General features: G+C 68.2%; 15 protein-coding genes and 1 riboswitch. Of the genes, 9 read left to right on the forward strand and 6 right to left on the reverse strand.

The genetic code is table 11. The annotated features are described in order from the left end of the window. Nucleotides 1-205: hypothetical protein (locus tag ACAG26_RS12945; protein WP_370482760.1), on the reverse strand; the 205-nt coding region annotated here is incomplete at its 3' end. Nucleotides 206-837: 632 nt separating this feature from the next. Beyond that, a riboswitch (Fluoride riboswitch) is annotated at nt 838-901 on the forward strand. Nucleotides 902-1,584: 683 nt separating this feature from the next. Here ACAG26_RS12945 and usfY point away from each other — a divergent pair. Continuing rightward, nucleotides 1,585-1,884, forward strand: a complete 300-nt coding sequence (usfY, locus tag ACAG26_RS12950) for a protein UsfY (RefSeq protein WP_370482763.1) — start codon at nt 1,585-1,587, stop codon at nt 1,882-1,884. A 138-nt stretch (nt 1,885-2,022) separates the two neighbouring features. Here usfY and ACAG26_RS12955 read toward each other — a convergent pair whose 3' ends face one another. The 3 genes from ACAG26_RS12955 to ACAG26_RS12965 form a co-directional block, all read right to left on the reverse strand. Then, nucleotides 2,023-2,205, reverse strand: a complete 183-nt coding sequence (locus tag ACAG26_RS12955; RefSeq protein ID WP_370482764.1) for a hypothetical protein — start codon at nt 2,203-2,205, stop codon at nt 2,023-2,025. Nucleotides 2,206-2,329: 124 nt separating this feature from the next. Further along, a complete protein-coding gene (locus ACAG26_RS12960; protein ID WP_071025891.1) occupies nt 2,330-2,614 on the reverse strand; it encodes a WXG100 family type VII secretion target in 285 nt (94 codons plus the stop codon). 11 nt (nt 2,615-2,625) lie between these two features. After that, nucleotides 2,626-2,922 carry a WXG100 family type VII secretion target gene (locus ACAG26_RS12965; RefSeq protein ID WP_071023654.1) on the reverse strand — a complete coding sequence of 99 codons (297 nt, stop codon included), beginning with the start codon at nt 2,920-2,922 and terminating at the stop codon, nt 2,626-2,628. A 1,324-nt stretch (nt 2,923-4,246) separates the two neighbouring features. Between ACAG26_RS12965 and ACAG26_RS12970 the strand changes: the two genes are divergently transcribed. The 6 genes from ACAG26_RS12970 to ACAG26_RS12995 all read left to right on the forward strand — a co-directional run bounded on the left by ACAG26_RS12970 (nt 4,247) and on the right by ACAG26_RS12995 (nt 10,269). Continuing rightward, the gene (locus tag ACAG26_RS12970) at nt 4,247-4,615 is read left to right on the forward strand and encodes a YraN family protein (RefSeq protein WP_370482767.1); all 369 of its coding nucleotides are present in this window, start codon (nt 4,247-4,249) and stop codon (nt 4,613-4,615) included. Continuing rightward, nucleotides 4,615-6,123, forward strand: coding sequence for a YifB family Mg chelatase-like AAA ATPase (locus ACAG26_RS12975; protein WP_370482768.1), 1,509 nt, complete (start codon nt 4,615-4,617; stop codon nt 6,121-6,123). Before ACAG26_RS12970 ends, ACAG26_RS12975 begins: the two co-directional genes overlap by 1 nt. Next, the gene (gene dprA / locus ACAG26_RS12980; RefSeq protein ID WP_370482770.1) at nt 6,123-7,256 is read left to right on the forward strand and encodes a DNA-processing protein DprA; all 1,134 of its coding nucleotides are present in this window, start codon (nt 6,123-6,125) and stop codon (nt 7,254-7,256) included. Before ACAG26_RS12975 ends, dprA begins: the two co-directional genes overlap by 1 nt. Before the next feature lie 65 nt (nt 7,257-7,321). Then, complete coding sequence (locus ACAG26_RS12985; RefSeq protein ID WP_370482772.1) at nt 7,322-8,170, forward strand: siderophore-interacting protein; 849 nt, start codon at nt 7,322-7,324, stop codon at nt 8,168-8,170. Between the two features lie 3 nt (nt 8,171-8,173). Continuing rightward, complete coding sequence (locus ACAG26_RS12990; RefSeq protein WP_370482774.1) at nt 8,174-9,334, forward strand: lactate 2-monooxygenase; 1,161 nt, start codon at nt 8,174-8,176, stop codon at nt 9,332-9,334. 32 nt (nt 9,335-9,366) lie between these two features. After that, nucleotides 9,367-10,269, forward strand: coding sequence for a tyrosine recombinase XerC (locus ACAG26_RS12995; RefSeq protein ID WP_370482775.1), 903 nt, complete (start codon nt 9,367-9,369; stop codon nt 10,267-10,269). A gap of 86 nt (nt 10,270-10,355) precedes the next feature. On the opposite strand, the gene ACAG26_RS13000 is transcribed toward ACAG26_RS12995, so the two are convergent. Next, nucleotides 10,356-10,973, reverse strand: a complete 618-nt coding sequence (locus ACAG26_RS13000; protein WP_370482779.1) for a Uma2 family endonuclease — start codon at nt 10,971-10,973, stop codon at nt 10,356-10,358. 19 nt (nt 10,974-10,992) lie between these two features. Beyond that, nucleotides 10,993-11,481, reverse strand: a complete 489-nt coding sequence (locus ACAG26_RS13005; protein WP_370482783.1) for a M23 family metallopeptidase — start codon at nt 11,479-11,481, stop codon at nt 10,993-10,995. A gap of 235 nt (nt 11,482-11,716) precedes the next feature. Between ACAG26_RS13005 and rpsB the strand changes: the two genes are divergently transcribed. Both rpsB and tsf read left to right on the forward strand, forming a co-directional pair. After that, nucleotides 11,717-12,541 (forward strand): 30S ribosomal protein S2, encoded by an 825-nt coding sequence (gene rpsB / locus ACAG26_RS13010; RefSeq protein ID WP_370482789.1) that lies wholly within the window; start codon nt 11,717-11,719, stop codon nt 12,539-12,541. A gap of 14 nt (nt 12,542-12,555) precedes the next feature. Further along, nucleotides 12,556-13,371 carry a translation elongation factor Ts gene (gene tsf, locus ACAG26_RS13015; RefSeq protein WP_370482792.1) on the forward strand — a complete coding sequence of 272 codons (816 nt, stop codon included), beginning with the start codon at nt 12,556-12,558 and terminating at the stop codon, nt 13,369-13,371. Nucleotides 13,372-13,394 lie beyond the last annotated feature (23 nt).

A 13,394-nucleotide genomic window follows, 5' to 3' on the forward strand; every position in this document is an offset into this window, starting at 1 on the left:
CGTGGGTGGAGCGCACCACCTTGCCGTGCCGCCACCGCTCCCGGTAGAACTCCTCGGCCGCCCGCCCGCCGCGACGGTGTACCTCGCGGTGGTCCGGGGTGGGCGTTCCCGCGGTGAAGAACTGCGCGCCGCGTAGCAGCGACTCAACCGGCTCACCGCCCGGCAGCAGCGGCGCTAACGATCGGGGCGTAGGGGTTTCGGTCATGCCGCCTCGGTTCCGTCGCGGTTCGCGCCACGCCGTGGGCGGCGCCCACGCTTGGGGCGAGAAGAACTCGTTGTCGTCGGCCGCAGGCCGGTTCGGCGTGATTCGAAACGCAGACCGCTGAGACTGTGCATGGACACCCGGGGCACCGGGCGCTTCTCTGCGTCAAGCGGATGAATGGATCGGTAGCGGCCGCATTGAAAATTGAGATCACGTCCGAGTGCTTTCACAGCACCTGTCTCCTACTCGTGACGACATCACCGAGTAGGGACCGTTGGCGGACCTAAGACCGCAATTCGCCGCGGCGGGCCCCACCGCCGCACGGCCATCCATGGTCAACTGGTACCACGGCCAGGATAGCCGCCATCAACCACATTAGCCGATTCGCGACCAGCGAGTCGAGCCCATAAGTCAACGGGTCAGCGGCACTGCAGTTGTCCCGGTATGCGCGTCCAGGACCTTGGCGCTGGCCAAGTACGTGAGGGTGGAAGACCGTACCCCTGGCGCGAGCATCACCAGCACCCGTTGAGCTGTCCGCACAGACTCATTGAGGCGGGCGGCCGGCGTGCACTCCACCATGACACGCCAAAAATTGCGAAAAGCATGCTCGCGGACACGTTTGCCTCAGGTATCATTGCGTTTTAGGCGATGAAGCCCGCCGTAAACCGCTGCACTTGAGCTGATGGCTTCTACCCGAGGAATGGACTCACGGTAGAAGGCAGGTGAGCGGCAGATGGTGGGCGAACTTCAGTTCGATCTCCCCGCGCTACTCCCACGGCAGTGGTACTTCGCGTCGACGTCCGTTGTGCTTCTTGGCGCCAGAGTTCTGCGGCTGAGTTGCGCGTGGCGATTGCCCCACGCGTCGTTAATGACTCGCACGCGTACACAAACCAACGCTGCAAACGCCGCATCGACCAGGTGAGGGGGCGGCATGGATCATGCGATGCATCCAACGATGGGGGCGCCTGCTGCCATGAGGGCAGTGGCTTCGCGGGGCGTTGTGCTTCTGGGATCGTGGGCGGTCGGAATGTTGGTGGGGGCGTGGGTGGTTCCTGGTGTTTCGGTATCGCCGACGGGGCTCGTCGTCGCCCTGGCTGTGTTCACAGGATCGCAGACGGCCCTGTCAGTGTTGGTAACCAAGCTGCCCCACGGATACGCCTCACTGCTGTTGGGAGGCAGCGGATTGGCGTTGACGTTCATCGCGATGGGTGTCGCGTCAGCAGTGACTCACCAACTCAGTATCCACGGCGTGACGTCCTGGATAGCCGCCGCGGTCGTCGTGTGGCTGGTGACGACGATTGGGACAATTTTGCTGCCTGAGGTGGCTTTCCACGATGAGGCTGCCCCGCCTGGCAGTAAGCATCGCGCGAGGGAGAGATGAAATGGGCGACACTCATCACGATCCGACGGATCATTCGCGGACCACCCAGCCCCACGCGGGTATCGCGATCAAAGACAACCTCTCGTGGCCCGGGCTGATTCTGTTCGCCCTCGCTCTGGGTTCGCTGATCACCACTGCGGCGGTGGCTGCCTATCGACATTACGAATGGCTCTCCACGACGGTGCTCGTCGCCGTACTCGCCACGGTCGCCGGAACGCTGTGGTTCGTGGTGGAGGTTCGTCGTATAACCCGCATAGACGAGCAGTGGGCACGTGAACGCGCCCACACGCTTGGGTCCTGACTGACTTTCGGCCATGCCCGCCAGTTCGAATCAGGGTGGTCACCGGCTGTTCGGCAGAGGCGAACGCGGTGTAGGTGTAGGGGTTTTGGCGACCTCGGCATCGCGCGGAGCGTCTCGAAACGCCCTTAGCCCTGCCCGTTACGGCTCATGGGCGATGCGGAACCCGAACAGCGCCACCCCGTTACAGTCGACAAATGCGCCGCGAGCGAGGACCGCGTTTTTGCCCGACTTCCGATACCGCGTGCTGACGGTGAGATGGTCCACGCCAGCAGTTGCCTCGGCGGCCGCGCACGCAGCATCGTAGCTGTCGAAAATCGACACCGTGTCCGCTCGTCCCGTGCCGGTGTCCGCGAAATTTTTGACGGTTAGAACGTACATCGCGGTGCCCTGATCTTCCCAGGATTCTTAGTCGTGTGCATGCCGCTCGTAGTCGCACCGCTCCAGACTAGGCCCAGCTGGCGGAGACGGCGCCGTCGGTGGAGGCCATGTTGCCGCCGGCGGTTTGGACTTTGTTGCCGTGGGTGGCGGCTTGTTCGTAGATGACTTGGAAGTTGCGGCCCAACTGGGTGATGAATTCTTGGCAGGCCACCGAGCCGGAGCCGCCCCAGAAGTCGCCGGCGGCGAGCACGTCGGCGATGATGGCTTGGTGTTCGGCTTCCAGGGAGGCGGCTTGGGCTTTGATCAGTGCGCCGTGGGCGTCGACGTCGCCGAATTGGTAGTTGATGCTCATGTCGTGGCTCCTTAGCTGCTGAGCGCGGTCTGGGAGGCGGCTTCTTGTTGTTCGTAGTTGTTGGCGTCGCGGATTAGGCCGTCGCGTACGCCGTGCAGCATGTTGACGATGTTGCGGAAGGCGGTTTGCATTTGGCCCATGGTGTCGTAGGAGGTGTTGGCGGCGGTCCCGCCCCAGCCGGCTCCGGTGATGTTGGTCGAGGACGCCCACATCTTGCGGGCCTCGTCTTCGACGGTTTGGGCGTGCACATCGAAGCGGCCCGCCATGGCCCGCATCTGGTGCGGATCGGTCATAAAACGCGTAGGCATGATCTCTCCTGGTCTAGCTAGCGGTGTTGTGTTAGTGGCTGAGCAAACGCCGTTTTTCTTCGGCGAATTCGTCGGCGGTCGAGATTCCCTGTGGTAGCGCCGGTGCCCGTCAACGTCTGCGACGCAATGTTGGTGCGGGTGATCGGCAGCGGCGAGGCAGCCAGGCGCAGGGGCCGGTGGTGGTCCGGCCGGGAGGACCAGACAGAGCACCGAGTGCTTTCGCGTGGCCGAGGTTCGTGTTGGCCGCGACCGTGCTACCGCTCAGCCCGACGGGGCTGATCTGGCCAACCCGTCCCTGGTATTCCAACGCAGAGCCAATCGCCTGCAGATCAACGGCAGCCGCTGACAGCATTTCCGGTTTTGTGACAACGAGAGATATGGAAATCCCTGCCGGCCAAAAAGAATCGATAAACATCGCCAGAGATTGCGAAGTCGACCCAGGCGTTCTACGACGCCCCGCGATTCCCCTTCTAACGCTTGTCGGCGTATCAAACATGCGCATCACAGTCAATGTCGGCACAGTGCGAATGCGGTGCGTGGGTGTCAGCGCGATTTCGGAGGGACTCACCGGCCGGCGGTCGGGTACAGAAGGAACTCTTCGTTGTGACCAGACTGGCTGATGCTTTCTGCCGACCAAGCCCAGTCGGTCTGTCCCGCGCGAAGAAATGGGATCGTGAGATGAGAACACAAACACTGCCGACCGCCCGCTTTCTACCACGTGATCCTTCGTTCCGGGGTAGAAGCCATTAGCCGGGTCGGCATTTAAAGGCGGTGCTCCATCGCCTACCGCGCAGGTTAGCATGTATAAGAATGCGGCGCCAGTACCCGACCGAATCAATTTTGTGTGCTGTCACTCATGGCTGTTGGCGTTGGCTTAAGGTCCGCAGGCTGCTCGCCTCCGCTGGGCGAGGGTGACGAGTCGTGGGGCGGTTGCGGGCTCGACGCCGACCGATCGGATCAGTTGATGGGCGCTGAGCCCGGCCCGCGCTGCACCCATCCGGCGCACAGTTGAGGCATCCGTTCGGCGGGGCGGTCGCGCCGGCATCGCTCATCGCGAAAGTACGCTACCTGCCGGCACAGTGTCCGCGACTCCCGATACAAATCTGAATCATGTTTTGGGACAGTCTTATTCATATTACCGAGGCGGTCGAACTTCTCTTGGCCGGGCGTCCTAGTTCGGAACTCCGAACCTTCTGACTTGGGCCGGGCGGCATCTCTCGGGCCGCCGTGGATGAAGGCCGAACTGGGGATAACCGGCCGCCTGGCGGGCTTTTCCGGCCTCTGACGACGCGTGCCGGTCGCCGGGGTCGCCGATCCTGGGCGCATGACGACGTGGACGCGCACCGAGCTGGGGGCACTCGGCGAACAGCTGGCCGCAGATTACCTGACCGGTCGCGGGTTACGGATCCTGGCCCGTAACTGGCGCTGCCGGTACGGCGAGCTGGATCTGATCGCCGTCGATCCGGCGTCGGACACGGCGGTGTTCGTGGAGGTCAAGACCCGCACCGGGGACGGCTTTGGCGGCCTGGCCGAGGCGGTGACCGACCAGAAGCTGCGGCGGCTGCGCCGGCTGGCCACGGTGTGGTTGTCCAGCCAAGACCGGTACTGGGCCGGGGTCCGCATCGACGTGATCCGGGTGCGGATCGGGCGCTGCCCCACCCCGGAGATCAGCCACCTGAAAGGGGTGGGCTGATGGCGTTGGGCCGGGCGTTTTCGGTGGCGGTGCGCGGGTTGGACGGCGAGATCGTGGAGATCGAGGCCGACATCACCTCGGGTCTGCCCGGTGTGCATCTGGTGGGGCTGCCGGATGCCGCGCTGCAGGAGTCGCGCGACCGGGTGCGGGCGGCGATCACCAACTGCGGTCACAGCTGGCCGATGTCGCGGCTCACCCTGGCGCTGTCGCCGGCCACCTTGCCCAAGATGGGCAGCGTCTACGACCTGGCGCTGGCCGCGGCGGTGCTCTCGGCGGACCGGAAAAATCCCTGGGAGCGGTTGCGCAGCACGGTGTTACTCGGGGAGCTGGCGTTAGACGGCCGGGTTCGGCCCGTGCATGGCGTGCTGCCCGCGGTGCTGGCGGCCAAACACGACGGCTGGCCGGCGGTGGTGGTTCCGGTGGCCAACCTCGCCGAGGCCAGCCTGGTCGACGGTATCGAGGTCAACGGGGTGCACACCCTGCGTCACCTGCGCGCGTGGTTGGACGGGGCGGCACCGGCCGCCGGGCGGATCCCCGCGGAGCCCCCGGTGCCGGAGCCGACGGCGGACCTGGCCGACGTGGTGGGCCAGGCGCAGGCCCGGTTCGCCGTGGAAGTGGCGGCGGCCGGGGCGCACCACCTGATGCTGACCGGACCACCCGGGGTCGGCAAAACAATGCTGGCCCAACGCCTTCCGGGTCTATTGCCACCGTTGACCGAGACTGAGTCGCTGGAGGTGACGGCGATCCACTCGGTGGCCGGGTTGCTGTCGCAGGCCACGCCATTGATCACCCGCCCACCGTTCGTCGCACCGCATCACAGCTCCACGGTGGCGGCGTTGGTCGGCGGTGGTTCCGGGATGGCCCGGCCGGGCGCGGTGAGCCGGGCCCACCGGGGGGTGTTGTTTCTCGATGAGTGCGCCGAAATCCGGGTCAGCGCCCTGGAGGCGTTGCGAACACCGTTGGAGGACGGGACAATTCGGCTCGCCCGCCGCGACGGGGTGGCGTGCTACCCGGCCCGGTTCCAGCTGGTGCTGGCCGCCAACCTGTGCCCGTGTGCGCAACCCGACCCGCGCGAGTGCATGTGCAAACCGATGGAAAAGCGGCGCTACCTGGGTCGATTGTCGGGTCCGCTGCTGGACCGGGTGGATCTGCGGGTCCAGATGCATCCGGTGCGTGCGGGTGCGTTTGCCGCGACGGACGGGGAGTCGACGATGCGGGTGCGCCGCCGGGTGGCGATGGCCCGCGCCGCCGCCGCCCAGCGTTGGCAGCCGCACGGATACCGCACCAACGCCGAGGTCAGCGGCGCGGTGTTGCGGCGCAACTTCGGGCTCACCCAGGCGGCGATGGCGCCGCTGCGCACCGCGGTCGATCGTGGGTTGCTGTCCGTCCGCGGCATCGACCGCACGCTGCGGGTCGCGTGGACGCTGGCCGACCTCGCCGGTCGGATCTCCCCGGGGTTCGACGAGGTGGCCACCGCGTTGAGCTTCCGGCACCCGGAGGCGTCGTGATGAGCGCCGCCGACACGTTGCGGGCTTGGGCGTACCTGTCGCGGGTGGCCGAACCGCCCTGTCCGGAGCTTGCCGCGCTGGTCAAGCGGGTCGGCCCGGTGGAGGCCGCCGAGCGGGTCCGGTGCGGGCAAGTCGATGCCGGGGTCGCGCAACACACCAAAGCCAGAAGCGAGATCGACCGGGCCGCAGAGGATCTCGCGTTGCTGGAGCGGCGCGGCGGCCGGTTGATCACCCCGGATGATGCCGAATGGCCGGTGCTGGCGTTCGCCGCGTTCGGCGGCGCCGCGGCGCGGGCCAAACCGCAGTGCCGGCCCCCGCTGGTGTTGTGGGCGCTGGGGCCGGCACGCCTTGACGAGATCGCGCAGCGCGCCGCCGCGATCGTCGGAACCCGGGCTGCCACCGGCTACGGCGAGCAGGTGTCCGCCGATCTGGCCGCCGGGCTGGTCGAACGCGACGTCGCCGTGGTCTCGGGCGGGGCGTTCGGCATCGACGGGGCCGCCCACCGCGCGACGTTGGCGTCCGACGGGCACACCGTGGCGGTGCTGGCCGGCGGGATCGACGTTCCCTACCCGGCAGGGCATTCCGCGTTGCTGCACCGCATCGGGCAACACGGCTTGCTGGTCAGCGAGTACCCGCCGGGGGTGCGCCCCTACCGGCACCGGTTTTTGACCCGCAACCGGATGGTGGCCGCGTTGGCGGGCGCGACGGTGGTGGTGGAGGCCGGGCTGCGCAGCGGCGCGGCGAACACCGCGGCGTGGGCGCGCACCCTGGGCCGGGTGGTCGCCGCGGTGCCCGGCCCGGTGACCTCGGCGGCCTCGGCGGGTTGTCACGCGCTGCTGCGCGGCGGCGCCGAGCTGGTCACCCGCGCCGAGGAAGTGGTGGAGCTGGCCGGCCGGATGGGGGAGTTGGCCGACGAACCCGCTCGGCCCGCCACCCCGCTGGACGGCCTCGGTGACGCCGAGCGGCGGGTCTACGAGGCGTTACCCGGCCGCGGCGCGGCCACCGTCGACCAGATCGCGGTGGCCTGCGGGCTGGTGCCCACCGCGGTGCTGGCGCCGTTGGCGATGCTGGAGGTGGCCGGGCTGGCCCAGCGGCACGACGGCCGGTGGCGCATCGTGCGTGTGCCTCGGTAGCGGCCTGTTGCACCGGCGTACCTCGTATAGTCGGCGAGGGCAGCTGACCTAAGGCAGGAGGTACCGTGGCGGGTCGACCAGTGCACACCTTCGAAGTGCTGCGCACCGAGCAACTCGCACCGCATATGGTTCGGGTGGTGCTGGGCGGCGCCGGCTTTGCCACCTTCGTCCCCAGCGGGTTCACCGACTCCTACGTCAAGCTGGTATTCGTCGGTGACGACGTCGACGTCGGCGCGCTGGCCCACCCGTTGACCCTGGACAGCTTCGACGCGCTGCCCGACGAGCAGCGTCCGGTCATCCGCACGTTGACGGTGCGCCGCGCCGACCCGGTGGCCCGCGAACTCAGCATCGACGTGGTGGTGCACGGCGACCACGGCACCGCCGGAAAATGGGCGGCCACCGCCCAACCAGGTCAGCCCGTCTACCTGATGGGTCCCAGCGGCGCCTACGCGCCCGACCCGGCCGCCGACTGGCACCTGCTGGCCGGTGACGAGAGCGCGCTCCCGGCCATCGCCGTCGCGGTAGAAGCCTTGCCGGCCACCGCCATCGGCAAGGTCTTCATCGAGGTCGCCGGGCCGGAACACGAGATCGCGTTGCCGGTGCCCGATGGGGTGCAGCTCAATTGGATCTACCGCGGCGGGCGCGCCGACCTGGTCGGCAACGACCGGGCCGGGGACCACGCCCCGCTGATCGAGGCGGTCACCACCGCTCAGTGGCTGCCCGGCCAGGTTCAGGTGTTCATCCACGGGGAGGCGCAAGCGGTGATGCACAACCTGCGGCCGTATATCCGCAAGGACCGCGGCGTGGACGCCAAGTGGGCGTCGATCTCCGGCTACTGGCGGCGTGGCCGCACCGAGGAGACGTTTCGGCAGTGGAAGAAGGAACTGGCCGCCGCGGAAGCCTCGGCGGGCTGAGCCATGGCCTTCGGCGACTACCAGTTCGAGATCTACCTGCAGGGCCTGGCCGGGGTCACCCCCGCGCTGCCGATGGTCTACGCCGACCTGGAGGCCAAGGCCGCCGCCGCGATGCCGCCGTCGGTGTGGTCGTATGTGGCCGGGGGCGCCGGGGATGAACACACCCAGGGGTCCAACGTCGCCGCATTCGGCCGTTGGGGGCTGATCCCGCGGATGTTCGTCGGCGCCGCTGAGCGCGACCTGTCGGTGGAGTTGTTCGGGATGCGGCTGCCGTCGCCGGTGTTTATGGCGCCGATCGGGGTGATCGGTATCTGCGCCCAGGACGGCCACGGCGACGTGGCCACCGCGCGCGCCGCCGCGGCCACCGGGGTGCCGATGATGGTGTCGACGCTGACCGCCGACCCGTTGGAGGACGTCGCCGCCGAATTCGGTGACACCCCCGGGTTCTTCCAGCTGTACACGCCCAAAGACCGCGACCTGGCCGCCAGCCTGGTGGGGCGCGCCGAGGCCGCCGGGTACAAGGCCATCGTGGTCACGCTGGACACTTGGGTGCCCGGCTGGCGGCCCCGCGACCTATCCACGGCGAACTTTCCGCAACTGCGCGGGCATTGCTTGGCCAACTACACGTCCGACCCGGTGTTTCGGGCCGGGCTGGCCCAACCGCCGGAGGAGAACCCGCAGGCCGCCGTGCTGGGCTGGGTGCAAACCTTCGGCAACCCGCTGACCTGGGACGACCTGCCGTGGCTGCGGTCGCTGACCGACCTGCCGCTGATCATCAAAGGCATTTGTCACCCCGACGATGCGCGCCGCGCCAAGGACGGCGGGGTGGACGGCATCTACTGCTCCACCCACGGCGGCCGGCAGGCCAACGGCGGGCTGCCCGCGCTGGACTGTCTGCCCGCCGTGGTGGAGGCCGCCGACGGGCTGCCGGTGCTGTTCGACTCCGGTGTTCGCAGCGGCGCCGACATCATCAAGGCCCTGGCGCTGGGGGCCACCGCGGTCGGTGTCGGCCGTCCGTACGCCTACGGTCTGGCGCTGGGCGGGGTCGACGGTGTGGTGCACGTGCTGCGCTCGCTGCTGGCCGAGGCCGACCTGATCATGGCCGTCGACGGCTATCCGACGCTGAAAGATCTCACCCCGGACACGCTGCGGCGCGTCGAGTAAGGCACCCGGGTCGGGTCTGCGACCGTGAAACGGTGGACGCGATCCTGGCCGAGTTCGACGACTACCTCGATCTGCAGCGGGGCCGGTCCGAGCACACCCGGCGCGCCTACCTGGGCGATTTGCGCTCGCTGTTCGCGTTTGTGGCCGAGCGGTCCCCGGAGGCCGGCCTGGCCGGGTTGAGCCTGCCGCTGCTGCGGTCCTGGCTGGCCGCGCAGGCCGGCGCCGGCGCGGCCCGCACCACGTTGGCGCGCCGCATCTCGGCGGTCAAAACGTTCACCGCCTGGGCGACCCGACGCGGCCTGTTGGCTTCGGATCCGGCGGTGCGGCTGCAGCTGCCCAAGGCCCGGCGGACCCTGCCCGCGGTGCTGCGCCAGGACCAGGCGATGGACGCCATGGCCGCCGCGAAATCCGGTGCGCAACAGGGTGACCCCTTGGCGTTGCGGGACCGGCTGATCGTGGAGTTGCTGTACGCCACCGGTATTCGGGTCTCGGAGTTGTGTGGCCTAGACGTCGATGACGTGGAGAGCGGACACCGGCTGCTGCGGGTGCTGGGCAAGGGCAACAAGCAGCGCACCGTGCCGTTCGGCGAGCCGGCCGGCGAGGCGTTGCGGGCGTGGCTGGCCGACGGGCGTCCCGCGCTGGCCGTCGGCGACTCCGGGCCCGCGCTGCTGCTGGGGGTGCGGGGTCGCCGGCTGGATCCGCGACAGGCCCGCACCGTCGTGCACCAAACCGTCGCCGCCGTGGACGGCGCCCCCCACATGGGGCCGCACGGGCTGCGGCACAGTGCGGCAACGCATCTGCTGGAGGGCGGGGCGGATCTGCGGATCGTGCAGGAGCTGCTGGGGCACACCAGCCTGGCCACCACCCAGCTCTACACCCACGTCACGGTGGCCCGGCTGCGGGCGGTCCACGACCAGGCCCACCCCCGGGCGTGAGGGTGCCCTCGCGTTGAGATTGCGCACCGGGTCGTGGATTTCGCGAAGACCGCTGCCCTCGACGCAATCTCAATGCCGCCCCTTGTTTAGGCCAGCAAACTGCTGATCGTCTCCAGGTTGATTGTGACCGGATACGGCGTCTCTGTGCTGTAGGAGCTGATTGCGTTGCCGTCATCGACGTAACCGGGTCCGTCCGTCCTCCGGCAGGCCCGCAGGCTCACCGCGTCCGTTGGCTGCAGATCCACGATCCAGTAGTGGGGGATACCAGCATCGGCGTACTCGGCGCGCTTGATCACGTAATCCGTGCGCCGCGACCCAGGCGACACGATCTCAATCACCAACACCACCTCGGAGGCACGTAGCAGGCCGCCCTCGGCCCGGACCCGCTGCACTGCGGCCCGCTTGACCACCACCAGATCGGGACGCCGCGACGTGCCGGGTTGGTCCCCGCGATCGAGCTGCAGATCGATATCAACGTCCTGAATCACCACGACCTCGTCCGGGAACTGGGTCTTCAGCTGGCCGCACAGTTCATATGACGCGAGCATGTGATCGGGTGACGGTGACGGCGACATCACCAGGTTGCCCTCTTGCAGTTCCCAGCGGTAGCGGTCATCCGCACCGAGTTCCGTGTACTCGGCGATGGTCAGCAACCGGCCGGGCGGCTCGACTTGAGCGGTCACGATCGGCGTCTGTTCCGGCACATTGGTAGTGTCCCACGCCTCACCCGCCCAGCGGTTTGAGCCGAATCGGCGTCGACGCCAGCAACCCCAGCGGGTCGACGTAGTCGGCGCGCGACGCCGGCCCCCACATCGCCCCCCAGTGCAGGCACGCCCCCGCACAACCCGGATGCCCGGCCACCAACAAGCCGAGCACCGCCCCGGCGCCCACCCGCTGACCGACCCGCACGCTCGCCCGCACCGGCTCATAACTGGTGTGCAATCCGCCGGGATGCGCGATCGCCACCACCGGCCGCCCGGCCAGCGGCCCGGCGTACACCACCGTTCCGCCACCGGCGGCATATACCGGCTGGTCAACGGCCCCGGCCAGGTCCACCCCGCGGTGTCCGGGGGTCCAATTTGGGGTCGGGGCGTCAAATGTCCGCAGCACCGCCGGGCGGGGCCGCAACGGCCAAGCCAGCCGCACCGCCTCCCCGCGGGCGGGTGCCGCGCACACCAGACCGGTGAGCAGGATGACCAGCGTGCAGCGCATCTGCCCAGTGCAATGCGCGCCCGGCCCCGCGGCCAGTCAGCGCTGTGGACAAAGCACCTGCTCCGAGCGTGTAAACTCACATCCCGCAGCTCGTGCAAGCGGGCTGACTTCGCGTGTCTGCGCCACAACCGGATGCCGGACGGTCCCTTGGATAAGGGTTTCGGTATCTCAGCAGGCACCAGGGCCCGGCCTCACCCGACGCCGGGCGACAACCGACACACAAAAAGGCATAAGCATGGCCGTAGTCACCATGAAACAGCTGCTGGATAGCGGCACCCACTTCGGGCATCAGACCCGCCGGTGGAACCCCAAGATGAAGCGGTTCATCTTCACCGACCGCAACGGCATCTACATCATCGACCTGCAGCAGACGCTGACCTTCATCGACAAGGCGTACGAGTTCGTCAAGGAAACCGTCGCCCACGGCGGGTCGGTGCTGTTCGTCGGCACCAAGAAGCAGGCGCAGGAATCCATCGCCGCCGAGGCGACCCGGGTCGGCATGCCGTATGTCAACCAGCGCTGGCTGGGCGGCATGCTCACCAACTTCTCCACCGTGCACAAGCGGCTGCAGCGCCTCAAGGAACTTGAAGCCATGGAGCAGACCGGCGGCTTCGAGGGGCGCACCAAGAAAGAGATCTTGGGCCTGACCCGCGAGAAGAACAAGCTGGAGCGCAGCCTCGGCGGTATCCGCGACATGAACAAGGTGCCGTCGGCGGTCTGGGTGGTCGACACCAACAAGGAGCACATCGCCGTCGGCGAGGCCCGCAAACTGGGCATCCCGGTGATCGCGATCCTGGACACCAACTGCGACCCGGACCTGGTCGACTACCCGATCCCGGGCAACGACGACGCGATCCGCTCGGCGGCGCTGCTGACCAAGGTGATCGCCTCGGCGGTGGCCGAAGGGCTGCAGGCCCGCGCCGGCCTCGGTAACGGCGAAGGCAAGCCCGAAGCCGAGTCGGCCGAGCCGCTGGCCGAATGGGAGCAGGAGCTGCTGGCTTCGGCAACCCCGGCGGCCGGCACCGAGACCACCACCGACACCACCACTGACGCATCGTAAGGAAGGCTGGAACATTGGCGAACTTCACCGCCGCCGACGTCAAGCGGCTTCGGGAGTTGACCGGCGCCGGCATGCTCGACTGCAAGAACGCGTTGGCCGAATCGGACGGCGACTTCGACAAGGCCGTCGAGGTGCTGCGGATCAAGGGCGCCAAGGACGTCGGCAAGCGCGCCGAGCGGGCCACCGCCGAGGGCCTGGTCGCCGCCAAGGACGGCGCCCTGATCGAGCTGAACTCCGAAACCGACTTCGTCGCCAAAAACGCCGAATTCCAGCAGCTGGCCGCCGACATCGTGGCGGCGGCCGCGGCCTCCAAGGCCGCCGACGTCGACGCCCTCAAGGCCGCGAAGGCCGGCGATAAGACCGTCGAGCAAGCGATCGCGGAGCTGTCGGCCAAGATCGGCGAGAAGCTGGAGCTGCGCCGAGCCGCCTACTTCGACGGCACCGTGGAGACCTACCTGCACAAGCGGGCGTCGGACCTGCCGCCGGCGGTGGGGGTGCTGGTCGAGTACGAAGGCGCAAGCACCGAGGCCGCCCACGCGGTCGCGCTGCAGATCGCCGCGCTCAAGGCCAAGTACCTGTCCCGCGACGACGTGCCCGCCGACGTGGTGGCCAACGAGCGGCGCATCGCCGAGGAGACCGCCAAGGAAGAGGGCAAGCCCGAGCAGGCGTTGCCCAAGATCGTCGAGGGCCGGGTCAACGGCTTCTTCAAGGACACCGTGCTGCTGGAGCAGGCGTCGGTGTCCGACTCGAAGAAGACCGTCAAGGCACTGCTCGACGAGGCCGGGGTCACGGTGACCCGCTTCGTCCGGTTTGAGGTCGGCCAGGCCTAACGCCTGCGCGCCGAACGTGCGTC

The sequence above is a fragment of the Mycobacterium sp. pUA109 genome (assembly GCF_041287095.1).
In the GTDB taxonomy this organism is placed as follows: domain Bacteria; phylum Actinomycetota; class Actinomycetes; order Mycobacteriales; family Mycobacteriaceae; genus Mycobacterium.

What these genes read in the sequence shown, in the direction of transcription:
- rpsB (WP_370482789.1), top strand. Translation starts at nt 11,717, where the DNA reads ATGGCCGTAGTCACCATGAAACAGCTGCTGGATAGCGGCACCCACTTC.
- ACAG26_RS12970 (WP_370482767.1), top strand. Translation starts at nt 4,247, where the DNA reads ATGACGACGTGGACGCGCACCGAGCTGGGGGCACTCGGCGAACAGCTG.
- dprA (WP_370482770.1), top strand. Translation starts at nt 6,123, where the DNA reads ATGAGCGCCGCCGACACGTTGCGGGCTTGGGCGTACCTGTCGCGGGTG.
- ACAG26_RS12965 (WP_071023654.1), bottom strand. Translation starts at nt 2,922, where the DNA reads ATGCCTACGCGTTTTATGACCGATCCGCACCAGATGCGGGCCATGGCG.
- ACAG26_RS12960 (WP_071025891.1), bottom strand. Translation starts at nt 2,614, where the DNA reads ATGAGCATCAACTACCAATTCGGCGACGTCGACGCCCACGGCGCACTG.
- ACAG26_RS13005 (WP_370482783.1), bottom strand. Translation starts at nt 11,481, where the DNA reads ATGCGCTGCACGCTGGTCATCCTGCTCACCGGTCTGGTGTGCGCGGCA.
- ACAG26_RS12975 (WP_370482768.1), top strand. Translation starts at nt 4,615, where the DNA reads ATGGCGTTGGGCCGGGCGTTTTCGGTGGCGGTGCGCGGGTTGGACGGC.
- usfY (WP_370482763.1), top strand. Translation starts at nt 1,585, where the DNA reads ATGGGCGACACTCATCACGATCCGACGGATCATTCGCGGACCACCCAG.
- ACAG26_RS12990 (WP_370482774.1), top strand. Translation starts at nt 8,174, where the DNA reads ATGGCCTTCGGCGACTACCAGTTCGAGATCTACCTGCAGGGCCTGGCC.